Genomic DNA, 26185 nt, shown 5'->3' on the forward strand with positions numbered 1-26185 from the left:
AGTGAGGGTATTGTCATGTTGAGATAAGCGAAACGTCGCATGGGGTCGATTAGAGATCCTTCGCTCCCCGCTAGGGCGGGACAGGCCGCTTAGGATGATAGGCATGTATATTTTTGTTAACTTAACGACATTGATACAGCACGATAAAATCCCGAGCTAAACGACAGGGATTTGTATTAATCAAATTTGAGTAACAAATTGTCACTATTTTGAAATTCAGTAAATTAACATTATATTTGGTAAAATAAGTTGACTAAAAACCAAAAGCCATGTCCGATCCAGTTAATAATGCCATGGGCCTAACCGGAAAGAGGATTTTGATTGTTGATGACGATACGGTTAGCCGGATATTCCTTAGGGAATTGCTAGTGCAGTCGGGTGCAGTGTTGGATTTTGTCCGTAATGGTTATGAGTTGCAAAAGTATATTGGCTCAAACCCGGAGCCCGATGTTATACTTATTGATGTTAAGCTACCCGATGCCGATGGAGTTGAGCTTGCAGCTCAGCTATTGGCTAAAAAGCCAGGCTTAAGGGTTGTTGCCGAAACCGCCTATGCAATTGAAGGGCTCGATGAAAAGTGTCGTGATTACGGTTTAAAGGGGTGTGTGTACAAGCCAATCAACAAGGATGAACTTCTAAAACTTTTACTAAAAGTTGTTGAGTAACACATGGCGCTCGTATTCGAATTATTTTTAAAAGGTTAATTTTACGGCATAATTTTAAATACTAACAGAATGAAACGCGATACTCAGATTTTTGAACTGATTGAAAAGGAGCGCCAGCGCCAAATGCATGGCATTGAACTTATTGCATCGGAAAACTTTGTTAGCCCTCAGGTTCTTGAGGCTATGGGGTCGGTGTTAACCAATAAGTATGCCGAGGGTTATCCCGGTGCACGCTACTACGGTGGTTGCGAGGTGGTTGACCAGTCGGAACAGCTAGCCATTGACAGGCTAAAACAGCTATTTGATGCCGAGTATGCCAATGTTCAGCCTCACTCGGGGGCGCAGGCAAACATGGCCGTTTTCATGGCCGTGATGAAACCCGGCGACACCTTCCTGGGACTCGACCTTTCGCATGGCGGTCACCTCTCTCACGGTTCGCCCGTTAACTTTTCAGGGATGTGGTACAAAGCGGTATCGTACGGTGTAAAGGAAGATACCGGTAGGGTTGACTACGACATGATGGAACGCATGGCCATGGAGCATAAGCCAAAGCTTATAGTTGGTGGTGCCTCGGCATACTCCCGTGAGTGGGACTACAAGCGTATGCGTGAGATTGCCGATAAGGTTGGCGCATTACTAATGATTGACATGGCCCACCCAGCAGGTCTAATTGCTGCCGGTTTGCTCGATAATCCTGTGAAATACGCTCACTTTGTTACATCTACTACCCACAAAACCCTCCGCGGCCCCCGCGGTGGTATCATACTGATGGGTAAGGATTTCCCCAATCCCTGGGGTTTAACTACTCCTAAGGGTGAGGTGAAAATGATGTCGCAGATACTGAACTCCAGTGTTTTCCCTGGTGTTCAGGGTGGCCCTCTTGAGCATGTTATTGCAGCAAAAGCAGTTGCTTTTGGCGAAGCCCTTCAACCTGAGTTCAAGGAGTATCAAACCCAGGTGAAAAAGAATGCTGCCGCTATGGCGCAAGCCTTTATTGATAAAGGCTACAAGGTGGTTTCGGGTGGAACCGATAACCACTCTATGCTTATCGACCTGCGTACTAAATTCCCCGATATTACCGGTAAAAAGGTGGAAAACACGCTGGTGCTAGCCGATATCACCATAAATAAAAACATGGTTCCTTTCGATAGCCGTTCCCCATTCCAAACCTCGGGTATCCGTGTTGGTACTCCTGCCATTACCACCCGTGGTTTAAAGGAAAACCACATGCCAGTTATTGTGGATCTGATTGACAGGGTAATATCCAATATTGATAACGAGAAAGTTATTGCCGAGGTTAGGGCTGAGGTAAACAAGCTAATGAAGGATTTCCCACTCTTTGCCTGGTAATCGGTATCAACCTAAATAATTTGACCCCAATGGCATAGGCTATTGGGGTTTTTTAGTAAATTGCATGAAAAATTAGCTGGCTATGGATACCTTTACCATTGAACTTAACGAAATTAGCCATAAAAAATCAAAGCTGATCAGGCTTTGGATTGGTGGTGCTTTAATCCTGGTAGTTACAATTGCGCTTTCATTCTACCTAATTGGAAGCGATATTACCCGTTTGGCTGTTCTTATTCCGGTAGTATTACAGGTTGCCATTTACATCTACTTTGCCTACTCTACCTACAATGCACGTGTGTATATCCAATCCGATGCCTATGCTCTTGAGTACAAGTTTGGCATGCTAAGCAAAACCCCAAAAACGATAATCTGGGAAACCATTACTAAAGTTAAGATTGGCCCTACCTACCTAGCTTTTTACAAGCGTTCGGGCAAGCGAACAACCATTAGCTTGGGCTGGCTCCCATACGTTAAGCTAAAGGAGATAAAAGAGAAGATTTGCGAGGTTGCCCAGGCAAAGGGCATAGCCTGTGAGTGGGCTGAATACAAAAAGTATAGCTAAGATGGATTTTTGGCTTTATGTCCTTGTAATTTTTGTTGGGGCAGCAGCAGGATTTATCAATACCTTGGCAGGAAGTGGGTCGTTGCTTACTCTACCCGTACTCATTTTTCTTGGCTTGCCAGCCAATGTAGCCAATGGCACTAACCGAATTGGGATTTTTATGCAGAGCATTGCTGCTGTTGGCGGGTTTAAGAAAAAAAAGGTTTTTGAATGGAGCGAGGGTATTTGGCTTACCTTACCTGCAGCTATTGGCGCTTTAATTGGTTCAATGGTGGCGGTTGATATCGATGAACTACTAATGAACCGTATAATTGGTGCGCTTTTGGTGTTTATGTTTGTTTTATTACTCGTTAAGCCTGAACGATGGCTCAACCCAACAAACCCCAAAACTAACATCCGTTTAACTCCATTACGGTTTGTAATATTTATGGCTATTGGCTTCTATGGTGGTTTTATTCAGGCCGGTGTAGGTTACTTTTTACTGGCTGGGTTAGTTCTTGGAGCAGGCGTGGATTTGGTTAAGGCAAACGCCATAAAGGTGTTGATTACTTTTGTATTTACCGTGTTGGCTTTGGGAGTGTTTATATACAATAATCAGGTAGATTACCTGATTGGCATTACCATGGGGGTAGGAAATATGTTAGGGGCCTGGGTTGCAACCCACGTGGCTGTTAAGAAGGGCGCCGTGTTTATTCGTTGGTTTTTGCTGGTGTGCGTGTTCGCTTTTGCCTTAAAATTGCTTCTATTCTAGCCCTTGAATTACTGAAGTTTAAAAATGTAAGTTATTGTCCCAATTTGCGAAGCAGGAGCATTGGGATCAACATTGAACTTGGCATTAAGGGCTGCCTTTTCAGCGGCACGCAGAAGCTGATTATCGAGCGTAGTTGAACCCCTAACCCCTGCAACAGCCTTTGTAACGTTTCCTCGGTTATCCACAGTAACCTCAACCACAACACGTCCTTCCTTTTGCGATGGGTACTCTGGCTTTGGAAGGCTTTGGGCGGTTCTGCCCTGAAGGTTCGCAATAATGCCCCTTTCAGCATCGCCACCACCGCCTGTAGTTCCGGTACGGTTGGTCGATTCAGGTGATCCTTCAAGTCCACCCTGGTTGCCGGGCTTACCGGTTTCACCCTCACCGGTAGTGCTACCGGTAGTTTTCTGACCAGGGAAAAGAGCCTTTTGGTTTACCTTTGGGGTTTCTTCAGTATTTGTTTGGGTGGCTTGGGTGTTCTGGGTGGGTTGGGGAGTAGTGGTTTCGGTTTTACTTTTGGTTTGCTCCTTTTTGGTCGATTCCTTCTTTGGGGTAGGAAGCGATGGCGCCTCCTCGTGGGTTTGGGTTAATGGCGATTCCTCAGCGGGTTTGCTTGCCTGTACCTGTTGTGGCATTGACGATGCTTCTTGAACACGAGGTTCTTCAATTCCACTACCATCGTCGGAATTACCAAAGTTTATTAGGATGCCCCTCTCGGCCGGCAATGGCAACGGGGTGCTAAAACCGAATACTATCAATAGGAATACAAGAAGTGCATGGAACAGGATTGTTCCCACTATTCCTCTTACTCTATATTCGGTTTTTGTCATTTTTATTCTTACTACCTTTTCTGTAATGGTTGGGTTGCCAGAATTAGCTTGTACTTGTTATCCTTGGCAATATTCATAACCTTAACCACCTCCTCCATGGGTACGCTTCTATCAACGTGTAGTGCAATGGTAGGATCGTCCTGTCCTTTCATCTTTTGCTGCAATAGGTATTCCAGTTGCCCGAGGGTAACGGGAACCGTTTCCAGATAAAAATTCCTATCGGCAGTAATGGAAACCGAGGTTATGGGCTTTGCCGATACCTGGCTGTTACTTTGGGGTAGCAAAAGTTTTAGCGCATTGGGGTGAATAAGGGTTGACGATACCATGAAAAAGATAAGCAAAAGGAATACTATATCGGTCATGGACGACATGCTAAAGCTCGGTTCAACCTTTACTCTTCGTTTGAGTGCCATAGGGGTAAATTTTTACGAAACAGGTTCGTAGAGTAAATCCATAAACTCGTTGGTGTTGGCCTCAAGGTTGAAAACAACCTTTTCGATACGGGCAACCAGGTAGTTGTATCCAAAGTATGCGAAAATACCAACAATTAAACCAGCTACGGTTGTCACCATGGCGGTGTAGATACCGTTTGAGAGTAAGCCCACATCGATGTTGTTTCCGGCCATGGACATATCGTAGAAAGCACGGATCATACCTAAAACAGTTCCCAGGAATCCTAACATGGGGGCACCGCCAGCAATGGTTGCCAGGAATGGCAAGCTCTCCTCGAGCTTTGAAATTTCCAGGTTACCAACATTCTCAATGGCTGCGTTTACATCGGGCAGCGGGCGACCAATGCGCTGTATTCCCTTCTCAATCATGCGGGCAACCGGTGTGTTTTGCGACCGGCAAAGGGCAATAGCAGCATCTATTTTATCCTCATGTATATACTCCCTGATACGGTTCATGAAATTGACATCGGTAACTGAGGCTTTCCGAATGGCAAAGTAGCGCTCAAAAAAGATGTAAACGGCTGCTACCGATAGTAAAAATATCGGAATCATTATCCATCCGCCTTTAAGGGCAAGATCCAGAAAACTTAAAGATATTTCACCTTGCGTTCCGGGATTAACACCGGCCGGAGTTTGAAGAAGAACAAACATGGATAGCATCGTATTCATTATTTTAAATTTTTCCGAAAATTAGTAAAAAAACGTATTATTCCACCTATCATTGTTCAAATAGGTGCGCACAGTGCTAATTTATCTTAACAAAGCTGGTATCGGGCAATTTTGTATTGGAAGAATTTTGGTTAGGGCTGCTATCGTTATGTTTAGTATCGTTTGGATACCGTTTATCCTTGCTGAAGATTGAGTTGAAAAGCTCCCTGATGGTGTTAAAATCCTCACGGTAAACAATACCAGCACCAGTGGTGTAGTTGTTTTGCTGACTTGTTAGCAGAACATCATTATTGTTACGTGCAAAGGCCTTACCACGGAGTTTTCCACTTTTGTTGAGTTTAATATCAACGGTAAAGTCGCCAACAAGTGCATTGCTAGAGTTTTTATTGCCACCCACACCCACATTGCTACTAATGGAAACCCTATCGTCCAGTATTTGGGTTGATAGCGCCATTTCAACCTGGTCAGAGCTGAGCTCGTTCTCCAGACCCGGGCGGTAGTTTATACCTATATCGAAATTTTTGCTCCATTGGGAGAGCCAATTGCTTAGCTGATTGGAGAGTAGCTCACTGGCAGTATTGTATAAGCCGGTTGTACCAAGGCTGGCATTGGAGGTTTGGGTCCCAGCCGCGGTCATTCCGGGGTCGGAAATGAAGCTGTTTATTACCAGCAGCCCTAGGAACTGGGTATTTATTTTTTCCTCGGTATTGAGCATTCCGTCGACCAAAGCCTTGGTTTGCTGGTCGAGGTTAGGGAAGTCGATACCAAACTTGATTGATGGTGTAAGGAGCTTTTGCGATAGCATGATTTTACAATCAACCGGAACACGGGCTGTATAGCTATCGTCGAGCAAGAGCTGCTTAAGTGAGGTTTTTACCCGGTACACGGCCTTGATATCCATGTTAGCATCTAGCGGGTCGCCATTCCAATCGATGTAGCTGCCCTGCTCAATGCGGAAACGCTTATTGATAACCCCAGAGAGGGTGAAAAGGTAATCACCCTGCTCAATGGTGTAGCGGCCGAACATACGGAAAACGTCTTTTGACGGGTTAATTTCCATTCGCAGGCTACCACTGCCATTTGCTTTAATAATATCGCCTAGTTTCTTGTCTATTATAATTTGCGCCTCAGCTTCGGGGGTTACCTGTAAATCCATGGTAATGTTGATGTTGGATGATGAGGTTTGAACATTCTGCACTGCCTCTTCAATCTCAATCAAATCGGGGTTGTTGTTCACAAAGCTGATAAAGTTTGATTCTTCCACAGTGCTTGTGGAGGTAAGGGGTAAATAAATTGCCGTTCTGTTCTCGGTTTTAAGGTTTATATTGAGGTTTAAGTTGTCGGGCGAACCCAAAAAATCCACAAATCCGGAGGCAAAAACAGTTCCATAAAACGTTTCGTTATCGGTTTCACGGGTGTTCATGCAAAGGAAATTTTGCATGCTCAACCTAAGCCCAAGGTTGAAATTCTTAAAGTAGTTGGTTTGAATGGTTCCGTTTATAGCCGATGTTCGATTAAACCTATCGGTTAACCTGAAATTGTTTAATACAATATTGCTGTTGTTTATGGTTACCTTGTCGGATAGAGTATAGTGGGTTTGTAGGAAATCAATGGTTAGTCCGGCATTGTCAAAGCCAATACTACCATCCACTATGGGTTTATTGGCATCGCCTTTAATTTTAAGTGAGCCATTCATACGGCCCTGTAGGTTGGAAACATTCCCCTCCAGTAGGGGAGCAATAAGGGCTAGCTTTGCCTGGTTAATGTTTACATCAAAGTTGAAGTTGCCGTTATCGGTAAAGTAATCGCCTTTGGCAAGGAGTGTTAGGGTATCGGTCCTTTGGTTGCTTAGTAAAAGGTTAATTCTATTCTCGCTACCGTGCCAGGTGCTCTGGAATTTAACATCTCCAATATTTTGATTATTTACTACAAACTTATCAATCCCAATCTTGGCTTGAAGTATAGGGTTTAGCAGGATGCCAGTTGCCAAGGCATCGCCATTTATCCAACCGCTCAGCTTATAACCGGAATCGTGCAGGTAAAAGTTCAGGTACGACAGGTCGATGTTCTTGAGCGTTACTGCAATAGTGTCCGAATTAAGCTGAGATGCTTTACCGGTTATGCTAATTAGTTGGTGCTTATTGGAAAGGGCAAAATTGGAAAACTGTATGGTAGATGAATCGATACGAACCAGTGATGGCGACAAGTTCCATGTAGAGTCGTTTATAATAAGCGATGAGGGTAGAAAATTAATATATATTGTGCTGTTAGGTTGCGAGAACGCTTTAAAGTCGGCAATCAGGTTAATATCGCCCAGGGTAGAAGGTGTCGAGTAGTTGTTCCAGTTAATATTACACCTTACGGTATTATTTTGGGTGGTAGCGTTTACTTTAAGGTTTCGGATGTAGCTGTTACCAACCTTTATTTCGGGCATTAGCACATTGGCTTCCAGAATGCTATCGCGGGTTTCGCCATCAACACTTAGATTTTTAAAAACGGTGCTGCCTGTTACTAGCTCAAGTACCTTTAGCTTAAAGGTTAGGGTTTCCTTGTTGGGATCTAAAATGCCAAAAAGCGATGAGTTTTCGGCAATGCTTAGGTCTGGGGCCAAAATGCTTGTAACCTTTTGTGTCTTTTTTAACCTAAACTTGATGAGGTAATCGTTATACTCCTCAGCGTTTAGTTGTGGGGTTTTGGATTTTCCATTGGATTCATCCTGCCTAAGGGCAGGTAAATGACGCGACAGAACCTTGTTCATGTAGTAGGGAAACCTAGAAAAACTTTGCCTACTGCGTATTTCCCCTTCAGCAATATCGGATTTAAGAGTAATAACCTTGCTTTCATTGGTATTATCGGCAGTAATTGTAAGGTCGGCAATCTTAAACTCCCCGCGTTGGTTACGGTAGGTAGAGTTAACCAGTTTTATTTCGCCCTTACTATTGTCGAGGGTATTGCCAGAAAACTTTGCGGTTAAAAGGAACGATGCCACTGAAACGGAGTCAACCCTGTTAAGGTTGAGCTCAACCAAATCGATGCGAGGGGCAAAGAGTGAGAAATCGAACACGGGAATGGTGTCGGAAAAGTCAACCCTACCCAAAAAGTTAAGTTTACAGTTGGGGTCGTTAAGGTTGATGGTTCCGGTATATGAGTTGTTTCCTAGATTACCGGAGATATCGATATCCTTATAATCATAACCATTAGCCTCGAGTTTCCGAATATGGGCATCGGTAAAAGCTCTAAGTTCTCCTTGTTTATTGACTGTACCGGATATGCTGGATAGGAACGACAGGCTTCCGATTAAATTTTCGTTTAGGAGCTGGCCAAGCTTGAAATTGTTAGCCGATGCCTTGCCCTTAAATTCATTTTTAATGGTTTTGCCGGGTTTCATCCAAACATCAAAATCAATTGCTCCTAGAGCCGATGTTAGGGTACCGTAGGTAACAAAATCGCTGAGGTAGCCGGAGAATCTTCCAACGTAGTTTATTAGCCCAAGGCGATCAAGCTCTTCGGGCAAATCGATTAGGGGTTTTCCACTACCATTTACCTTGAATTGCAACAGATCTTTTCTAGAAGTCTGAAGTTTTTTCAGGTCCACTGAGAAAAGGGTATTATCAATTTTAGGCAAGCCGGTCAGGTTGGCGTTAAGGGCTATCTCCGAAATATTGCCAAAGCCCAGTTCAAGGTTCCGTGCCCTTAAATCGTCCACATAGCCTTTAACTTGCCCGGTTACCCTTAACCCAACGCTATAATTTTTAAGTTCGGTAACAATGTAGGCCAAGGTACTGGTATGCAGGTAGGTGCCTTCAAAGTCGGCATTTATTCTAACCCGTGAAGTAAAATTGCTGAAGCTATCCCACCCGTCGAAGTCGAATAAAAGGTGGTTCATGGATAGGCTCGAGCCATTTGCCCTCAGGCGCAGGTTATTGAAATGCATAAACTTACTGCAAATAGTAATCTTACTTCGCAGGTTATCTATTTTAAATCCGGAATGGTCCTGAGCCGTTAAACCATTTATTAGTATTCCAATGGTATCGCCGTCCAGGTTAAACTCGCTTGCTTCCAAATTGATTCCTGAAAGAACAAGATTCTGAAAGTTTATTGTTCCGGGCGTAAGGCTGTCGGCTCCTTGCTGGCTAAGCTTAAAACGGGAGTTCTTAAGAACAATATTTCCAATTTGCAGGTTAAACCTGCCCGAATCGGGCGATTGAGTGGTGTCGGAGTTAATTTTAAGCAGGAGTGCATTTAGGTTTGTTACCCCTGAACTATCAGTAATAAGGTAGAACTTAGCATTGTCAACCCTTGCTTTTCCTAACCGGAAAAGTCCGGCGTCGGTATCAATCTGTGAAATGGATGCTATTACTCTTTTGGCGTAGATTAGGGTGTCGTTGTTCAAATCGGCAACGTAAACATCTTTTAGTAAAATGCCTGTAAATGGCCTAACATCAACTTTTCTAATGTTTACTGTAATTCCTGTTTTTTGGTGTAGATAATGGGTAGTTTTATTAATAATATAGGTTTGTACCTGGCTACTTTGCAGCAGCAGCCAAGCAAGCGTAGGGATTGCGAGTAGTGTAACAAACCCCCAAATCAGTATTTTAAGTAGTTTTTTAATACCTTTGCTATGTTATTTCTGGAATGTGAGCATCAAAATTTGTTCCTAAAATATACAAATGCTTGGGCTTTTGAAATAGGTGAGGATAGGTTTTTAAACTTTTTTTGTATTATTTCAATTTTTATTGATGAGCGTAACAATACTTGGGATAGAATCATCGTGCGACGATACCTCAGCAGCAGTTATCCGCGATCAGCTACTTTTATCGAATGTAATTAGCAGCCAGGATGTTCATAAACAGTATGGTGGAGTTGTGCCTGAGTTAGCCTCGCGCGCTCATCAGGCTAACATCATTCCTGTAGTAGATGCTGCCCTGCGTAACGCTGGGGTTACCATTGCGGAAATAGATGCAATAGCCTACACGCGAGGTCCGGGGTTGCTGGGCTCGTTGCTTGTAGGGGCATCGTTTGCAAAGGGAGCAGCGCTCACGCTGCGAGTTCCAATAATATCGGTTAATCACTTACAGGGTCATGTGCTTTCGCACTTCATTAAGGATGAGCCCAATGCTATTCACCCATCGTTCCCCTTTTTATGCCTTTTGGTCTCAGGGGGCCACACCCAAATCATGTTGGTTCGGAGCCCAATGGATATGGAAATAGTTGGCCAAACAATTGATGATGCAGCGGGCGAGGCATTCGACAAGTGTGCCAAGGTGCTTGGGTTGCCTTACCCTGGGGGGCCTGTAATTGATAAGCTTGCTGCCGAGGGTAACCCTGGATTCATTAAGTTTGCCAAGCCAAATATACCCGACCTCGATTTTAGCTTTAGCGGATTAAAAACATCATTCCTTTATACCCTGCGCGATAAGCTAAACACTGAACCAAACTTTGTTAACGAACACCTAAACGACATTTGCGCCTCGCTTCAGCAAACCATTATTGAGATACTGCTAAGTAAGGTTGAGCAGGCTGTACGTAAGTACAGGATAAAGGAGATTGCCATTGCTGGAGGCGTGGCAGCAAATTCAGGTTTACGGAACGCTTTACAGCTACTTGGCCAAAAGAGGGGATGGAAGGTTTACCTGCCCAAGAAGCAGTTTACTACCGATAATGCGGCAATGATTGCCATTGTGGGTTACTACAGCTACCTTGCTGGAAAGACATCGCCGCTCGATGAGCCTCCTTTAGCTCGGTTACCCCTGGGTTAGGCTGTGTGATCGTCGGTTACAAGGTACTTACGAAGAACATTGTAAAGGTCGATGCGGCTTATTGGCTTGGTAATAAAATCGTTACAGCCTGCCTCAATGCTCATGTTTACTTTTACTCCTGAACTGTAGGCGGTTTGTGCCACAATAACCACCCTGGTGTTCTTCTTTCGGATTTGGCGCGTAATCTCAATACCATCCATGTCAGCTAGCCTTAAATCCATGAAAATTAGGTCAAAGTCGGGGGTGTTTTCAACCTTTTTGAGTGCCTCGTCTCCAGTTTTGGCATGCTCAAGTTTACAACCAGTTTCTTCCAGGAGTCTGCTTAGCAGAATGTAGTTCGATTGAATATCTTCAACAATCAGAATCTTTTTATTTTTCAGCTTTGGTGGGTCTTGATGTATGTAGAAGGGTGATTTTTTATGAGATGTTTTTGCTTTGTGGCTGCCAATTGGTGTGTAGGGAACTTCAATATTCACAGTAGTTCCGGTACCCTCAGCTGTTTCAACCCAAATTTTTCCGTTCAGCAGATCCACAATACCCTTAACAACAGGGAGTCCCATTTGTAGGACACCAAACCCATCGCGCGACTCTTCAATATTTAAGCGGTTAAATAATGTTTTAGATTTTTCAATCTCTATTCCTGTTCCGCTATCCTGTATCCAGAAAAGGAGGTGACCATTTTTTTCCGACTTTCTTACGCCAATCTCAATGTAACCTTTCGACGTAAACTTTACTGCATTGTTAATTAGCCTTTGGAATATACTCTTGTAAAGGTTTCGGTCCGATAGGATATCAAAGTCAATCTCATTGGGGTCAAGGAATGCCTTTATGGCGATATGCTCTTTGTCAAAGAGTTTGAGCTCATTCAGCAGCATAACCTGCAGGGTGTTCATAAGTTCCATCAGGTTAATGCGTTGGTAAACCAACCGGAACTGGTTCGATTCCAACTTTGAGAGGTCAATAAGATTATCAATTTGATTCTGGAGTAGACGGCAGCTTTTATTTATCTCCTTTGAAAATTGAAGCGCTTGCGTGGGTTTAATTTTTGGGTCGTTTAAAAGTTCACTGTAACCAATGATGTTATTAAGTGGGGTTCGAATCTCAAACGAGAGGTTAGAGAGTAGCGATTCCTTGAACGATTCAAGGTCTTTGTTTCGTTGAACAGTCTCTTCCAGATGGGTGTTTAACATCTGTAACTCTTGCTTTAAGCTCTCAACCTGTTGCTTGTGGGTGTTTATCAATTGTTGCTTGCGCTTATTGACCCTATTAATATGCCAAAAATGTAATACAAATGTGAGAAGCAACAATGTGCCAATAACCAAAATAAACCACTTATCGGTAAAAGGTGAATGTTTTTTTTGCTGTGGATTGTAAAGTAAATCGTCAATAGGTTTTGTTTTGTTAATTAATCCGGCCTGTAAAAGGGTTTCCATCATTTGTAGCCAACGGCCTTTATTTGAATGCCCAACATTTATAAAGTTAGGTTGAATAAACTCTTTCACCTTTTGCGATTCGAATATGAGGTGATCAAGAGTTTTTGTGGTTTTATACTTTGATTGAATTACCTGCGCTATTTCCTCCGAATTTTCAAGGGCGTACTCCCATCCTTTAATGGATGCTCTAAGGAAAGCATCAACCAGTTCAGGATTTTTACTAATCATCTCCTTGGTGGTAAATAAGCATTCGGCGTAAAAGTCAACGCCATACTTATGGGGTAGAATCAGGTTATAGGGAATCCCAAATTTTTCGAGGAAATAGGGTTCATTTGTCAGGTAAACCTCACTGGCATCGGTTTGGTTATTCAGCAGCTTGTTAAGTGAAAGCGACGATTCCGTTACTTGGTACTGCGAGGGTTTAACACCCTCAAGGCTAAGCATGGTAAGCACTTCAACCGAACCCGATTTTTTTGCATTTATTTCAATGGTTTTGCCAGCAATATCCTGTGGTCTGGTAATATTACGCTCGGCTCGTGACACAAGTGCAGCTGGGCTTGACTGGAATATGGGTGCAAGCACAACAACGGGGGCTCCATTAACGTAATGTATTATTATGTCGGCATTGGCTATCCCAAACTGAGCTCTACCTTCAAGAACCTCGGTAATCACATTTGTGTTTTGGGGTAACTCCTTGAGCTCAACATCAAGATCTTCCTGAGCGTAAAATCCTTTTTCAATGGCAGCGTAGTACCCAGCAAACTGGAACTGGTGCTTCCACTTGAGCTGGAGTATAACCTTTGTACCGGGTCTGGAAAAACTTTGTAAAGGTAAAGCAAGCGCTATTAAGGAAATGACAATAAATATAGCAGTCCACCACTTGTGGCAAACATTTTTACTACTTTTAAAAACTGGTAAGCTATTATTACTCATCCTTTGAACCCAGTATACTCTACTTTGTTTCTAATTTAAAGATACAACAAATTTCTGAAATTGAAACAGAAAACAAAAAATTATGAGATATGGGAAATTACACGAACTACTGCATAGTGCTTTCGCCTGCAAAAACCTTGAGAAGCAACTTTAAAGTGGCAGGTAAAATTTACTCTGAGCCTGTTTTTCTTGATAGGGCTCAGGAACTTGTGAAACAGCTAAAGACTTATAGCCCGGTTGAGCTAAAAGATGTATTAGATGTTAGTCAAGATATTGCTGACCTCAATTTCACAAGGTACGCCAATTGGCATTTGCCTTTTACTCCCGAAAACTGCACACCTGCAATCCTTACCTTTGCCGGCGATGTGTATGAAGGATTACAGGCTACCGATTTTACTGATGATGAACTTGCATTTTCCAATCGAATCATTTTTATGCTCTCGGGATTATACGGAGTATTGAGGGCGTTTGATCTCATGCAACCATACCGTTTAGAAATGGGAAGCAAGATTCAGGTTGGGCAACATAAATCGCTTTACGATTTTTGGGGTGATAGCATTACGGGGTTACTTGACCAGAATGTAAGTGATGGGTATTTGGTTAACCTTGCTTCAAAGGAGTATTCCAGGGCTATTAACGATAAGCATTTTGGTGATCGGTTTATTACCATTGAATTCAAGGAGAATCGCCCTGAGGGGCTAAAGGTAATTCCAATACTTTCAAAGAGGGCTCGCGGACTTATGGCACGCTTTGCGGTAAAGAACAAAATAGTGAATGCAGAAGATTTAAAACTCTTCGATTACGAGGGGTATAGCTTTAGCGATCCCCTTTCTAATGCTACTAAGTGGGTGTTTGTAAGGTGATAATTTACATCACACTTAACACGAGTCCTTTCAGGTACTCACCCTCCGGATGGTAAATGTTTATTGGATGATCAGCAGGTTGAGTAAGCTGATGAATAATGCTTACCTGACGACCTGAAATGGCTGCTGCCGAAAAAACCGCATTCCGGAAATCGGTTTTACTAACCACCTGCGAGCAGGAGAATGTGAAAAGTAATCCGCCAGGGTTCAACCTACGGATAGCAGCAAGGTTAAGCCTTTTGTAGGCTTGTAAGGCATTTCGTAGGGCATCGTTATGTTTGGCAAAGGCAGGTGGGTCAAGCACAATGATATCAAAGTTTCGGTTACAGGTTCTTAGGTACTCAAAGGTATCCATGGCTACGCCGGTGTGCGGAGTATTACCGCCAAAGTTTAGCTCAATATTCTGGTTGGCCAGAGTAATTGCTTGCGCCGAGCTATCAACCGTAATAACCTCAGTGGCTCCACCCTTTAGAGCCGATACCGAAAATCCTCCGGTGTATCCAAATGTGTTAAGTACCGATTTGCCTTTGGCGTACAATTGCAGCAGTAGCCTATTCTCGCGCTGGTCGATGAAAAAACCTGTTTTTTGGCCATCAGTCCACGATATGTGGTATTTATTTCCATACTCCAAATATGGCACCTTGACATTTTCGGATCCGACGATGTACCCATCGGATGGGGTGTATTTTTCACGGTATGGTAATGTTCCTGAACTTTTATCGTAAACGGCGGTTACGGTATTGGAGAGGACTTGCATTATTGCATTGGCAATTTCGGTGCGCGCCAGGTACATTCCAACCGAATGGCACTGCATTACGGCAGTATCGCCATAAATGTCAACTATTAGTCCAGGTAAAAGGTCGCCCTCACCATGAACCAAGCGGAAAATATTTGTATCGGTATTTGGATATAGGCCTATGGCCCTGCGAAGGTTAAGGGCATTGCTTATTCGGCTTAACCAGAGTGTTCTATCAATTTCAACGGGTTGAAACGATAAAACCCTGACAGCAATTGATCCTGAGGCAAAGTGTCCTGTAGCCAGAAACTTACCATCAGAGCCTAATACGTCAACCACCTGCCCTTCATCGGGCATCTCGGTTACCGATTTAATTGCGCCTGAAAATATCCATGGGTGAAACCTTAGAAGCGATTGCTCTTTACCGGGTTTGAGAGTTATTCTGGGTCGTTCCATTAATGCTCTTGTTTCGGGGTGTGTGATATGAGTTTAAGATAGATTTCCCTGCATACCCAAGCATCGGTCGATGCATATACTTTTTGTGCTTCGGTAAGCACATCGGCTTCCCAGTTGCTTAGCTGTTGCCCCTTGGAAACAGTAGCTCCCAGAACCACCGCCGAGAGTTTTTTTACACTCAGCTCCTCAATACCATAGGTTGGCGCTATACGTTGAAGGTCAATAAATCCGTTCGGAGTAAAGCGATTTAGTTTTTGCAGTCCCTTCAGATCGTCGTGTATGGCTGCGCCAACCTTAACTATTTCGGGGTTCTCCAAAAATTCTTTAAGGGTATCCGGGATGCCTGTTTTCTTTAGCCTTACAAGAATAGCCAAATTGCTGTTTGCCAGCTGCAGTAATGAGATTCCATTTATCTTACCCTTCTTAAACGATGGTTTCGACTCAGTATCGAAGCCAATTATTTTCTCCTGGCATAAAATGGGTAACCATTGTAACAAATCGCTCTCCTCTTCGGCAACAACAATTTGCCCCGTAAAATGGATTCGAGGTAAAGTGTTTAGGGTTTCCTTATCGATACTGGATGCAAACATTACATTAGCTCATTATGATCCATATCCTGCTGGCGGCGTGTAACAAACCAGTCGGAGGTATCGCGTTCGGAACCCTCGCCTTGGTCGGGATGCTTTATATTATCAAGGTCGATATTTTGATGCGCCAGTATATGGAAGGCTCTTATAAGATTTGCCAACCTGATACCCCAGAAGTCCTTAAAGTTATTGATACACTCCCAAAGGGCATCGTTCATCACATAGGTATTCCCTACCTGATACCGCAAAACAAAGTTTTTTAGATCCTGGTAGATATCGGCCATGTACTCGGCTATACTTGCGGTATATAGGCCGGTTAGTTCGTCCACTCGGGGGTCGTTTACCTCTACATACTGGTTATGTTGCCCGAGCAAATACTCCACCTTGTTCTCTACCGAGGAGTAATCGCTCTCGGTAACAAATTGTTCGTTGTTTTCGTCGTAAACCGGTTCGGTTTCGGGCAAAAGGGTTGCCTTGTAGTAGAGTAGGGGAAGCACCTTGTTGCAGGCCCCAACAAACGATTTTGCGGTGTGCTTTTCGCAACCTTCAAGAAAAGCGCAGAACTCCTTTGCCACCGTTACAAACTCAACCACATTGCGGCTATACACCACATCCTTTATTTCCATGCCATAAAAATTAATGGTGCAAAGTTAATGGAAATAGTTTGAAGTTGGTAGTTACATTCCTTAAAGTCCCCTTGCTATTTATTTGGGTTAACACCAAAAACCAAACGCTTTACACTAACAGCTGACCCTACTACTCCTCCGAAAACTCAATGAGCAGGTTGCGGTAAACCGAGAATATTTTTGATTTTGATACAAACCCCACATACTTATCGCCATCAACCACAGGTAAGTTCCACGCCTTGGAGTACTCAAACTTGTTCATGACCGATTCCATGGACTCGTTAATTGTGATAATCTCGGGTGGCAGGTTCATAATTTCCTGAACGGTTGTGGTATCGTAGCGTGAGGCATCGAACATGATTGGCCTTATGTCGTCGAGCATTACTATGCCTACAAACTTGCCATCGGTAGTTACCACAGGAAAAACGTTCCGGCGCGACTGGCTTACCTTTTTAACAAGCGAACCAAGTGTCTCAGTGGGTTCAATGGGTAAAAAATCGGTTTCAATGACCTTGCTAACGTTAAGCAGGGTGAGCACTGCTTTATCCTTGTGGTGGGTTATAAGCTCGCCACGCATGGCTAAACGCTTAGTGTAAATGGAGTGGGGTTCAAAGTACATAATGGTGAGGTATGCAATGGTTGAGGTTATCATTAGGGGTACAAATAGAGCGTAGCCCCCAGTAATCTCTGCAATTAGGAAGATAGCCATGAAGGGGGCATGCATTACACCGGCCATGGTTCCTGCCATTCCTACCAAGGCAAAGTTGCTTTCCGATACATCAATAAAGTTGAACTGGTTAATAAGCTTTGCTACTAAAAAACCTGAAATACCACCAATAAAAAGCGATGGTGCAAAAATCCCTCCAACCCCTCCGGCTCCATTGGTTACAGCAGTTGCAACCGCTTTTAGGGCAATGATCAGAAAGAGCGAGCCGATTAGCAGCCAGTAGTTATTCTGAAATTCATATAGGGGGCTGTTGTGAAAGATATACTCCGATCGGCCATCGAGCAGAGCCTGTAGAACATCATAACCTTCGCCAAAAAGCGGTGGAAAAACAAAGATTAACGCGCCAAGAATTAAAGTCCCTGCTATCCATTTTTTGTATGGGCTCCGGGTTTGCTTAAAGCGTTTCTCAATCCGCCAGATTGTTCTGATAAAATAAAGCGATACCAACCCGCAAAAAATACCAAGCAGCACAAACCAGGGAATATTGTGTAGTGCAAATGGCCGAATAACATCATAGGCAAACACCACATTACGCCCCATCAGGAAATAGCTAACCGACGATGCCGTAACGGCCGAAATTAGCAACGGCACAATGGATGCGGTGGTAAGGTCGAGCATTAGCACCTCCAGGGTGAAAACAATACCTGCTATGGGTGCTTTAAAAATTGATGCTATGGCGCCTGCTGCACCGCATCCAATGAGCAGTGTGCGGGTTTTGTAGTTCATCCTGAAAAAGCTCCCTACGTTTGAGCCAATTGCCGACCCTGTAAGCACTATAGGAGCCTCAGCTCCCACTGAGCCACCAAAGCCAATGGTAAGGGCGCTACCCACAATAGAGCTGAACATGTTGTGGGGCTTTAGCTTGCTGCCTTGTCGCGAGATTGAATATAAAACCTTGGTTACTCCGTGGCTTAAATCGTCTTTAATGAGGTATCGAACAAATAGTAGGGTTAGTAAAATCCCTATTGTAGGTAAACCAAAGTAAAGCAAGCTGGCAGTGTTCATGGGCACTAATCCGCCTACAAAATCTCTAACCCAGTGAAGCGTATTTTTTAGTACAACACCGGCAACACCGCTTAAAAGTCCAATAACAAAACTTAAAATCAGTGTGATTCTTCGTTCGCCTAAGCTGCGAAAAATTGCCCAGAACCTTGATAACGATATTTTAAAGCCCTCACTAAGCATGATGCTAATTTAAAAAAAGTTTAGCAATGCCTCAAAATATCGACATTGCTTTTAAAACTCTATTCAGTATGCCTAAAACATCAACAAAAATAGCTAATATTGAAGATATTTTTTTTAGTATGATCGATTTTGTGAAATATAAGCTTGATAATGGTTTAGTGCTAATAGTTCACACTGACTATAGCACTCCCATTGCAGCCTTTAATCTGCTTTACAGTGTGGGTTCAAAAAACGAAGACCCGGAACGAACAGGCTTTGCCCACCTGTTTGAGCATTTAATGTTTGGTGGTTCGGCCAACATACCTGTATTCGATGAACCGCTTGAGAGGGTAGGGGGCGAGAATAATGCATTTACATCCAACGATTTAACAAACTACTACATTACCGTTCCTGCCGAAAATATCGAAACAGCCTTTTGGCTTGAAAGCGACAGAATGCTTAGCCTTGCCTTTTCGCAGAAAAGCCTCGATATACAAAAAAGTGTGGTGCTGGAAGAGTTCAACCAGCGATACCTAAACCAACCTTACGGTGATATTTGGTTGTATCTTCGGCCTTTGGCCTACAAGGTTCACCCATACCGTTGGCCAACCATAGGGCAGTCGCCCGAGCATATAAGCCGCGCCACATTAGCCGATGTGAAAAATTTCTTCTTTAGCCATTATGCCCCAAACAACGCAATACTTTGTGTGGCAGGCCCTGTTGACCCCAATGAAATTCTGGAGCTTACCCAAAAATGGTTTGGTTCCATTGAACCACGTAAACTTGCAAATAAAAGCATTCCAAGAGAACCTGAGCAAACCGAACCCCGTTTCCTTACCCTGGAGCGCGAAGTTCCTTTCAACGCCATTTATAAGGCCTACCACATATGTAACCGTATGCATTCCGATTACCCTGCAGTGGACTTACTCTCCGATTTGCTATCAAACGGCCGATCGTCGCGTTTATACCAGCGACTGGTGAAGGAAAAACAGCTTTTCAGCTCAGTAAATGCTTACATTACAGGCGACGTAGATGAGGGATTATTCATTCTAACCGGACAACTCTACAATTCTACAACCTTTGAGGAGGCAGAGGAGGCATTAACCCGTGAGGTTGAAGAGCTTAAAAACACTTTAGTTGATGCTAATGAGCTGGAAAAGGTTAAGAATAAGTTTGAGGCTAACTTCCTGTTTGAGCAGGAAAACGTGCTAAATAACGCCATGAATTTGGCATACTACGAGATGTTGGGTGATGCAAATCTTTTAAATAATGAGCTGCAAAGGTATAGCTCGGTAACCAATGAAGATATTAGAAGAGTTGCAGCCAGCACCCTTGATGTAAAAAACAGCTCCACGCTCTACTACAAATCAAAAATAAATGGTAAGGGATAAAATATGACATCACAAAATATTGATAGGACTGTTCAGCCTCAAAGGGTAGCTGTTTCAAGCATTAAGATACCTACGCCTGATATTATTGATCTTAATAATGGATTTAAGGTTTTGGTAATTAATGCAGGTAGTCAGGATTTAGCAAGGGTTGAGGTAATTTTTAGGGCTGGAACGCGCTATCAGCCTAAATCGTTAGTGGCAAATGCAGCCATCTCCCTGCTAAGCGAGGGAACAACTAGTAGAACATCGCAGCAAATTGCCGAAGAGTTAGATTTTTACGGCAGTTTTCTTGAACCCTCATTCTCACGCGATTTTGCATCGGTTACCTTTTACACTATTGGTAAACACTTTTACCGCTCATTGGATGTTTTTGCTGATATCATAACAAATCCTAATTACCCGCAGCACGAGCTGGAACTTTTTTGCAAAAAGGGGAAACAATCATTATTGGTCGATCTGGAAAAAGTGTCCACCCTCTCACGCCAACGGTTTTTCAGTGCTCTTTTCGGAAGCAACCATCCCTATGGTTCTTTTGCCATCCCCAATGATTACGATGGGCTTACACAAGCCGATATATCACAGTTCCGTAATCGTTACCATAAAGCCTCAAATGGTTTGATTGTTATTGCTGGCAAGGTAGATGCTAAACAGGTCGATTTTATACTAAAAGGTTTTACCAACCCCATTTTTGAACAATGCGGTGAAATTGAGTTAGGGTTACCCTCATTTACTACAACCGATTACAGAGTATTTTCGTATAAGAAAGATGCAGTTCAGGCAGCTTTGCGTATTGGCAGGGTTTTACCCAAGCGCAACCACCCCGATATGCCCGGGTTGGTTGTTCTTAATACCATACTGGGTGGTTACTTTGGCTCTCGCCTTATGCGCAATATCAGGGAGGAAAAGGGGTATACCTATGGCATATCCTCATTTATAATCCCAATGGCTGAGCTGTCGGTGCTGGTTGTTTCAACTGAGGTTGGTTCAGCCTTTGCCGAAAATACGGTAGATGAGGTATTTAAAGAAATGCTTAAATTACAGTCAGAACCAGTAAGTAACGATGAGTTGGAACTTGTTAGAGGCTACATGACTGGTCAAATACTTAGAACCTTCGATGGCCCTTTTGCCATTGCCGACAGCCTTGCAAGCCTTTTCCAGTTCAATAACCTTGATTTTGGGTATATCGATAATCTGATTAGAACAATCAATGAAATTACACCCTTACAGCTTTTGGAGTTGGCAAAAAAATACCTGGATGTTGAAAGTATGGTAGTTAGCATTGCCGGAAGCCAAAAAATTAGAGGGTATAAAGAGTAAAGCGTATGAAAAAGCTACGACATGTAATGTTGATGATTGGCTTAACCTTTTATATGCCAACACTTTGGGCGCAGTTTAGCGATAAGCCAAACCCGCCAAGGCTCGATTATATCACCAACAACCTGGATAATGGGGATGTAACAATATTTTGGACTAAACCACCCCATGAACCCCAAATAGCCGATCCATCGGGTTACATTATTTACGTCCCCCGCAACCCCATTGACCCCGATGCCGATGGGTGGGATCCCATTGCTACGGTTGACCAGAACACTTTTCAGTACACCCATGTTGGTGCAAACGGAAATGGACAAAGGGTTTATTACCGGGTAGCATCAATGGGTGCATTTGAGCCAAGCCAAATGACTGTAAAGCATTCCCAGGTATGGATAACTGCAAGCTACGATAGCTGCAATGCCAAAATTGATGTTTCTTGGGTTGGTTATGAAGCCTGGCCTTTGAATGCCTCCGCACCTTACCGCAATATACGCTATCAGCTCTACATGGGGAACGACCTCAACTGGAGTGCCTATACTCAAATTGGCGATTACGATGGATATAGCAATAGGCATAGTGTTAGGGATGTTCAGGAAAACCAGGATTATTTCTTTTACATCAAAGCAACCCGAATGGATACAGGCTATGAGAGTTACTCCAACCTATACCTGATCCATACCAAAATGGCCCGTAGGCCAACCTATGTCAGTGTCGATAGCGTTATAGCAACCAACAATGGTAATAGAATTTACTACACCATCGATCCCAATAGCCGCGTTAGCGATTACAAGCTTTGGCGCTGGGAACAACCCGATACCGCTCAAAGCATTTTCAGTGCAAAAATCATTGAAGGGTTCGATGTACCCACTAAAAGTATGAGTATCGATACCAACGATACCTGGGCTGCCCGCACCCGCACGTTTTACTATAAAGTTGATGCCTATAACGGTTGCAACGATGCCGTTCTGGTTTCAAATCTCTGCAACACCATCATACCTCGCCTAAGCCCCAAGGGCAATGTGGTAAGTATTCAGTGGAATCCTCTAATCCTCGATACCCAGCGTAAACCCGATAGGGCTGGTAATAGGATTGAGTATTCAATCTATAGACGATCTTTTACCATTAACGATGATATTTCAGGTCCGGGTAATCTGGAACGGATTGCCAGTGGACTGTCGGTTACAGAATATTCCGACGATCTAACCGGATTTAAAGGCCAAAGCCCACTTTACAGAATAAGGTTCAACTACTACATTGAGGCATTAGAGCTCTCCCCCACTAACGATACCGTTACACTAAGCCGATCACGTGAAATATGGACAGAAATATTACCCGGGGTAACAATGCCTACTGCCATTGCCCCAAATGATCCCAGAAGCGAAAATGGCCATGAGCGTAACCTTTTCAAACCGGTTATCGATTTTGAAGCCAGTTTTACCTTAACCATATACGACCGGTGGGGTGGTGTAGTTTACCATGGTAACCAGGGTTGGGACGGACGCAATAGCCGTGGTGAGTACGTTAAAGAGGGAACCTATGTTTACCGTTTAGTAGTTAGCACAACCGATGCTGGTGATATTATTAAAACCGGAAGCATCTCGGTGGTTTACCCCAAAAAATAGCTAATTGGAAATAGTATGAGTTTGCAAACCGACGAGGAAAAACTTCTTATACAATCGCATTTTGAGGATTTGCTTAATAGCTGCACTCGTTGTACTTCACCCGAGGACAAGGAACTGGTGGTAAAAGCCTTTAACCTTGCCAACGAGGCACATAAAGGCGTTCGCAGAAAATCGGGCGAACCCTATATCCTTCATCCCATTGCAGTAGCAAAAATTGTGACCAGCGAGATTGGACTGGGCGCAAAAGCTGTTGCCTGTGCCCTTATGCACGATGTGGTAGAGGATACCGACTATACCATTGAGGATATCGAAAGGATTTTTGGAAAGAAGATTGCCTCCATCATCGATGGATTAACCAAGATTACCGATGTTTTTGATGCAAACTCAACCATTCAGGCCGAAAACTTTAGGAAAATTCTTTTAACCCTTGCCGACGATATTCGTGTAATACTTATTAAACTGGCCGATAGGTTACATAACATGCGAACTCTTGAGTCGCTGCCGGCTACCAAACAAATGAAAATTGCCAGCGAGACCATCTACCTATATGCACCACTGGCTCACCGTTTAGGACTCTACGCCATTAAAACAGAGCTTGAGGACCTAAGCTTAAAATACCGTTACCCTCAAGTATACGAAGAGATAAGAAGTAAAATTGCCGACAACGAGAAGCGAAGGGTGCAACTTATCAATCACTTCTCGTTACCAATTATTCAGAAACTTGAAGAGAATAACATCGATTTTGAGATCAGTGGAAGACCAAAATCAGTTTACTCAGTTTGGAAAAAAATGCAAACCAAGAACGTTTCGTTCGAGGAGATATACGATTTACTTGCAGTCCGCATAGTTTTTAATCCCTACCCCCACATACCTGAAAAAACCCAGTGCTGGCACATTTACTCGCTGATTACTGATATTTACAAGCCAAAGCCCGACAGGTTGCGCGATTGGGTTAGCACCCCAAAGGCTAACGGGTACGAAGCCCTGCACTGTACCGTGATGGGACCTGACGGGAAGTGGGTTGAGGTCCAAATTCGCTCACGCCGAATGGACGAAATTGCAGAACGGGGTTTTGCTGCGCATTGGCGGTACAAGGAAATGGATGCTACCAGCCAGGAAAATGAACTCGATAAGTGGATTCGACGCGTTAGGGAGATGCTGGAAAATCCACAAGAAAATGCACTTGAGTTCCTCGACGAGTTTAAGCTAAACCTGTTTACCTCCGAGATTATTGTATTTACTCCAAAAGGCGAAACCCGAAGCCTGCCAAAGGGAGCAACCGCCCTCGATTTTGCCTATGAAATTCATACTGAGGTTGGGAATAGAGCTATAGGTGCCAAGGTTAACCATAAGCTGGTTCCATTAAGCTATCAGCTCAACACGGGCGACCAGGTAGAAATAATAACTGCAGCCTCACAAAAACCAACATGGGAACTGCTCAATTTTGCTACTACGGCCAAAGCTAAAGCAGCCATTAAAAACGCCCTTAAAGGTGAAGTAAAGAATAGGATAGAGAAGGGGCAGCAATTGCTTGAGGAAAAACTTTTAGAGATGGGTATTCAGCCCTCATCGCGTGTATTCAAGAAAATTCTACCAGCTTATGAGGTTTCATCAAAGGATGAACTTTATGCCAAAATTGGCTCAGGGCTTATCAACCTCGATAACCTGAAAAAGATCCTGAAAAAAAATACCCAAAGCAAGTGGATTAAGTACTGGAAGTTGCAGCTTGGCTTTGGCGCTAAAAAGGTAGAGCCCGAAAGCGAAATTCAAACAAAGTACGACTTAAAAAAGCCCATAGTGCTGGGCGCCGACACTGACTCCGACAACCCGTCATATCTTGTAGCAAATTGCTGCAACCCAATTCCAGGCGACGAGGTTATTGGGTACCTCTCGCCCGATGATATTGTAATTGTTCACAAGGCAACCTGTGCCGAGGCTGTTAGGCTCATGGCTCAACATGGCGATAAGATTGTTGCTGCAAAGTGGACCACCCAGAAAGCCCTATCGTTCCTCGCCCGTGTTGAGGTTAACGGAATGGACCGAATCGGGATTATCAGTGAGCTTACCAAAGTGATTTCCGATGAGCTAATGGTGAACATTCGCAAATTCCATATCGAAAGCCACGATGGCATTTTTGAGGGCTTTATTGACCTATACGTGCATGATGTTACTCACCTTAACAACCTGATACTAAATATTATGAAGGTTAAGGGAATGGAGAACGTTCGGCGAATGGATAAGTTTGATGATTAAACCCGGATTACACACCATTGCAATGTGCAACCCGGGTTAATGTTTATTCCTCAGGTATTTCTATTTATCAACCGCAATGAGTTTATTCAAAACGTGTTAATGGTTACACGAGTGACCATGTTCGCCATGGTGTGAGCCATGATGATGTTCATGATGGCTACAGCTTTCTCCTGAGTCCGTTAACTCTCCGTTGATGTAGAGGTCAACTACCTCATCGGTATTTCCTGAGCAACCCCTAACAACCTGAATGCCGTGGGCTGCAAGCACATTTATAGCTCCTGAACCTATTCCTCCTGCAAGCATTATTTCAACACCCATTTGTTGTAAATCAAATGCAATGTTCGATTTACAGCCACAACCCTGGGGCGATCCAAGTGTTTCCTTTGCTGTTACTTTGCCGTTCTCAATGGTGTAAACCGTGTAAAACTCACAATGACCAAAATGTTCATCAACATGGCCATGTCTGGTTGGTACTGCAATTTTCATAATCATTTTTTTTGTTAGTAAACCACTTATTCTCTATATATCAAATGTGTTCTGAATTCTGGTTATTCTCCTGATCGCAGAATATTTCAGGTTGGCTTTTATTGATTCTAAGAGCCATACCGTTTGTAAGCGCTTTTGCCACCTTGCTCCTTGCCTGCTCAAGTATCCGCCCAAAGGTTTGCCTTGAAACCCCCATTTGTTTTGCTGCTTCTTCGTGATACAAACCTATACCGTCAGCAAGCCTTATTGCCTCAAGTTCGTCAGCTTCTAAAACTACGATTTCCATCAAGTGTAAGGGTTTACCGGCAGGCTTGAATAAATGAATATCGGGGGAATGGCAGATTCTCCGTGGACACTTGTTTCTTGGCATATGCTCATAATATTTTTCACAAATGTAAGCATATGCCCATAATGATAGCTATAATTAATGTTAAAATTTTAGGCAAGGCCTATAATTAACAAACAACTACTACCATTGTTATCCCGAGCGGAGTGAAGGATCTCTAATAGACCCCATGCGACGTTTCGCTTATCTCAACATGACAATAGCTTCACC

The 26185-nt window shown here is 43.5% G+C and carries 21 protein-coding genes; 10 read left to right on the top strand and 11 right to left on the bottom strand.

The annotated features are described in order from the left end of the window. Positions 1 to 269 precede the first annotated feature (269 nt). The 4 genes from WHS63_RS11500 (at position 270) to WHS63_RS11515 (ending at position 3328) form a co-directional block, all read left to right on the top strand. A complete protein-coding gene (locus WHS63_RS11500) occupies positions 270 to 665 on the top strand; it encodes a response regulator (protein WP_445205231.1) in 396 nt (131 codons plus the stop codon). 69 nt (positions 666 to 734) lie between these two features. Next, on the top strand, positions 735 to 2015 hold the full coding sequence (glyA, locus tag WHS63_RS11505) for a serine hydroxymethyltransferase (RefSeq protein WP_445200885.1): 1281 nt from the start codon (positions 735 to 737) through the stop codon (positions 2013 to 2015). An 82-nt stretch (positions 2016 to 2097) separates the two neighbouring features. Next, the gene (locus tag WHS63_RS11510) at positions 2098 to 2577 is read left to right on the top strand and encodes a hypothetical protein (protein WP_445205232.1); all 480 of its coding nucleotides are present in this window, start codon (positions 2098 to 2100) and stop codon (positions 2575 to 2577) included. Position 2578: 1 nt separating this feature from the next. Further along, complete coding sequence (locus WHS63_RS11515; RefSeq protein WP_445205233.1) at positions 2579 to 3328, top strand: sulfite exporter TauE/SafE family protein; 750 nt, start codon at positions 2579 to 2581, stop codon at positions 3326 to 3328. An 8-nt stretch (positions 3329 to 3336) separates the two neighbouring features. On the opposite strand, the gene WHS63_RS11520 is transcribed toward WHS63_RS11515, so the two are convergent. The 4 genes from WHS63_RS11520 to WHS63_RS11535 all read right to left on the bottom strand — a co-directional run bounded on the left by WHS63_RS11520 (position 3337) and on the right by WHS63_RS11535 (position 9672). Further along, positions 3337 to 4158: a cell envelope integrity protein TolA gene (locus WHS63_RS11520; protein WP_445205234.1), complete on the bottom strand. Its 822-nt coding sequence runs from the start codon at positions 4156 to 4158 to the stop codon at positions 3337 to 3339. Positions 4159 to 4169: 11 nt separating this feature from the next. After that, positions 4170 to 4571 carry an ExbD/TolR family protein gene (locus WHS63_RS11525; RefSeq protein ID WP_369490739.1) on the bottom strand — a complete coding sequence of 134 codons (402 nt, stop codon included), beginning with the start codon at positions 4569 to 4571 and terminating at the stop codon, positions 4170 to 4172. A 12-nt stretch (positions 4572 to 4583) separates the two neighbouring features. Then, the gene (locus WHS63_RS11530; RefSeq protein ID WP_445199192.1) at positions 4584 to 5279 is read right to left on the bottom strand and encodes a MotA/TolQ/ExbB proton channel family protein; all 696 of its coding nucleotides are present in this window, start codon (positions 5277 to 5279) and stop codon (positions 4584 to 4586) included. Positions 5280 to 5355: 76 nt separating this feature from the next. Beyond that, positions 5356 to 9672, bottom strand: coding sequence for a translocation/assembly module TamB domain-containing protein (locus WHS63_RS11535; RefSeq protein ID WP_445205235.1), 4317 nt, complete (start codon positions 9670 to 9672; stop codon positions 5356 to 5358). A gap of 346 nt (positions 9673 to 10018) precedes the next feature. Between WHS63_RS11535 and tsaD the strand changes: the two genes are divergently transcribed. Further along, positions 10019 to 11038, top strand: a complete 1020-nt coding sequence (tsaD, locus tag WHS63_RS11540) for a tRNA (adenosine(37)-N6)-threonylcarbamoyltransferase complex transferase subunit TsaD (RefSeq protein ID WP_445205236.1) — start codon at positions 10019 to 10021, stop codon at positions 11036 to 11038. Here tsaD and WHS63_RS11545 read toward each other — a convergent pair. After that, positions 11035 to 13404, bottom strand: coding sequence for an ABC transporter substrate-binding protein (locus tag WHS63_RS11545; protein WP_445205237.1), 2370 nt, complete (start codon positions 13402 to 13404; stop codon positions 11035 to 11037). The two genes, tsaD and WHS63_RS11545, sit on opposite strands and share 4 nt — an antisense overlap. An 89-nt stretch (positions 13405 to 13493) precedes the next feature. Between WHS63_RS11545 and yaaA the strand changes: the two genes are divergently transcribed. Next, on the top strand, positions 13494 to 14267 hold the full coding sequence (yaaA, locus tag WHS63_RS11550) for a peroxide stress protein YaaA (RefSeq protein WP_445205238.1): 774 nt from the start codon (positions 13494 to 13496) through the stop codon (positions 14265 to 14267). Positions 14268 to 14271: 4 nt separating this feature from the next. On the opposite strand, the gene WHS63_RS11555 is transcribed toward yaaA, so the two are convergent. The 4 genes from WHS63_RS11555 to WHS63_RS11570 all read right to left on the bottom strand — a co-directional run bounded on the left by WHS63_RS11555 (position 14272) and on the right by WHS63_RS11570 (position 18584). Continuing rightward, positions 14272 to 15459, bottom strand: a complete 1188-nt coding sequence (locus tag WHS63_RS11555) for a class I SAM-dependent rRNA methyltransferase (protein WP_445205239.1) — start codon at positions 15457 to 15459, stop codon at positions 14272 to 14274. Then, on the bottom strand, positions 15459 to 16049 hold the full coding sequence (locus WHS63_RS11560; protein ID WP_445205240.1) for a 3'-5' exonuclease: 591 nt from the start codon (positions 16047 to 16049) through the stop codon (positions 15459 to 15461). Before WHS63_RS11560 ends, WHS63_RS11555 begins: the two co-directional genes overlap by 1 nt. Continuing rightward, a complete protein-coding gene (locus tag WHS63_RS11565; RefSeq protein WP_445205241.1) occupies positions 16049 to 16672 on the bottom strand; it encodes a DUF5063 domain-containing protein in 624 nt (207 codons plus the stop codon). Before WHS63_RS11565 ends, WHS63_RS11560 begins: the two co-directional genes overlap by 1 nt. 130 nt (positions 16673 to 16802) lie before the next feature. After that, complete coding sequence (locus tag WHS63_RS11570) at positions 16803 to 18584, bottom strand: chloride channel protein (RefSeq protein ID WP_445205242.1); 1782 nt, start codon at positions 18582 to 18584, stop codon at positions 16803 to 16805. A 119-nt stretch (positions 18585 to 18703) separates the two neighbouring features. Here WHS63_RS11570 and WHS63_RS11575 point away from each other — a divergent pair, with 119 nt between their 5' ends. From WHS63_RS11575 to WHS63_RS11590, 4 genes are read left to right on the top strand one after another with little or no spacing between them, the layout of a single operon-like run. Continuing rightward, entirely contained in the window at positions 18704 to 19954 is a 1251-nt protein-coding gene (locus WHS63_RS11575) for a M16 family metallopeptidase (RefSeq protein ID WP_445205247.1), read from the top strand. Positions 19955 to 19957: 3 nt separating this feature from the next. Then, entirely contained in the window at positions 19958 to 21271 is a 1314-nt protein-coding gene (locus tag WHS63_RS11580) for a M16 family metallopeptidase (RefSeq protein WP_445205243.1), read from the top strand. 5 nt (positions 21272 to 21276) lie between these two features. Then, a complete protein-coding gene (locus WHS63_RS11585; protein ID WP_445205244.1) occupies positions 21277 to 22890 on the top strand; it encodes a T9SS type B sorting domain-containing protein in 1614 nt (537 codons plus the stop codon). A 15-nt stretch (positions 22891 to 22905) separates the two neighbouring features. Further along, a complete protein-coding gene (locus tag WHS63_RS11590) occupies positions 22906 to 25143 on the top strand; it encodes a RelA/SpoT family protein (protein ID WP_369490755.1) in 2238 nt (745 codons plus the stop codon). 96 nt (positions 25144 to 25239) lie between these two features. Here the strand turns inward: WHS63_RS11590 and WHS63_RS11595 are convergent, their stop codons facing one another. Further along, complete coding sequence (locus WHS63_RS11595) at positions 25240 to 25629, bottom strand: NifB/NifX family molybdenum-iron cluster-binding protein (protein ID WP_445205245.1); 390 nt, start codon at positions 25627 to 25629, stop codon at positions 25240 to 25242. Positions 25630 to 25669: 40 nt separating this feature from the next. Next, positions 25670 to 25999: a DUF134 domain-containing protein gene (locus WHS63_RS11600; protein ID WP_445205246.1), complete on the bottom strand. Its 330-nt coding sequence runs from the start codon at positions 25997 to 25999 to the stop codon at positions 25670 to 25672. Between the last annotated feature and the right edge of the window lie 186 nt (positions 26000 to 26185).

The sequence above is a fragment of the Tenuifilum sp. genome (assembly GCF_037481895.1).
Classification (GTDB): domain Bacteria; phylum Bacteroidota; class Bacteroidia; order Bacteroidales; family Tenuifilaceae; genus Tenuifilum; species Tenuifilum osseticum.

What these genes read in the sequence shown, in the direction of transcription:
- WHS63_RS11500 (WP_445205231.1), top strand. Translation starts at nt 270, where the DNA reads ATGTCCGATCCAGTTAATAATGCCATGGGCCTAACCGGAAAGAGGATT.
- WHS63_RS11515 (WP_445205233.1), top strand. Translation starts at nt 2,579, where the DNA reads ATGGATTTTTGGCTTTATGTCCTTGTAATTTTTGTTGGGGCAGCAGCA.
- yaaA (WP_445205238.1), top strand. Translation starts at nt 13,494, where the DNA reads ATGGGAAATTACACGAACTACTGCATAGTGCTTTCGCCTGCAAAAACC.
- WHS63_RS11580 (WP_445205243.1), top strand. Translation starts at nt 19,958, where the DNA reads ATGACATCACAAAATATTGATAGGACTGTTCAGCCTCAAAGGGTAGCT.
- WHS63_RS11545 (WP_445205237.1), bottom strand. Translation starts at nt 13,404, where the DNA reads ATGAGTAATAATAGCTTACCAGTTTTTAAAAGTAGTAAAAATGTTTGC.
- WHS63_RS11525 (WP_369490739.1), bottom strand. Translation starts at nt 4,571, where the DNA reads ATGGCACTCAAACGAAGAGTAAAGGTTGAACCGAGCTTTAGCATGTCG.
- WHS63_RS11585 (WP_445205244.1), top strand. Translation starts at nt 21,277, where the DNA reads ATGAAAAAGCTACGACATGTAATGTTGATGATTGGCTTAACCTTTTAT.
- WHS63_RS11560 (WP_445205240.1), bottom strand. Translation starts at nt 16,049, where the DNA reads ATGTTTGCATCCAGTATCGATAAGGAAACCCTAAACACTTTACCTCGA.
- WHS63_RS11595 (WP_445205245.1), bottom strand. Translation starts at nt 25,629, where the DNA reads ATGAAAATTGCAGTACCAACCAGACATGGCCATGTTGATGAACATTTT.
- WHS63_RS11590 (WP_369490755.1), top strand. Translation starts at nt 22,906, where the DNA reads ATGAGTTTGCAAACCGACGAGGAAAAACTTCTTATACAATCGCATTTT.
- WHS63_RS11510 (WP_445205232.1), top strand. Translation starts at nt 2,098, where the DNA reads ATGGATACCTTTACCATTGAACTTAACGAAATTAGCCATAAAAAATCA.
- WHS63_RS11575 (WP_445205247.1), top strand. Translation starts at nt 18,704, where the DNA reads ATGATCGATTTTGTGAAATATAAGCTTGATAATGGTTTAGTGCTAATA.
- WHS63_RS11555 (WP_445205239.1), bottom strand. Translation starts at nt 15,459, where the DNA reads ATGGAACGACCCAGAATAACTCTCAAACCCGGTAAAGAGCAATCGCTT.
- WHS63_RS11570 (WP_445205242.1), bottom strand. Translation starts at nt 18,584, where the DNA reads ATGCTTAGTGAGGGCTTTAAAATATCGTTATCAAGGTTCTGGGCAATT.
- WHS63_RS11600 (WP_445205246.1), bottom strand. Translation starts at nt 25,999, where the DNA reads ATGCCAAGAAACAAGTGTCCACGGAGAATCTGCCATTCCCCCGATATT.
- WHS63_RS11520 (WP_445205234.1), bottom strand. Translation starts at nt 4,158, where the DNA reads ATGACAAAAACCGAATATAGAGTAAGAGGAATAGTGGGAACAATCCTG.
- WHS63_RS11565 (WP_445205241.1), bottom strand. Translation starts at nt 16,672, where the DNA reads ATGGAAATAAAGGATGTGGTGTATAGCCGCAATGTGGTTGAGTTTGTA.
- tsaD (WP_445205236.1), top strand. Translation starts at nt 10,019, where the DNA reads ATGAGCGTAACAATACTTGGGATAGAATCATCGTGCGACGATACCTCA.
- glyA (WP_445200885.1), top strand. Translation starts at nt 735, where the DNA reads ATGAAACGCGATACTCAGATTTTTGAACTGATTGAAAAGGAGCGCCAG.
- WHS63_RS11530 (WP_445199192.1), bottom strand. Translation starts at nt 5,279, where the DNA reads ATGAATACGATGCTATCCATGTTTGTTCTTCTTCAAACTCCGGCCGGT.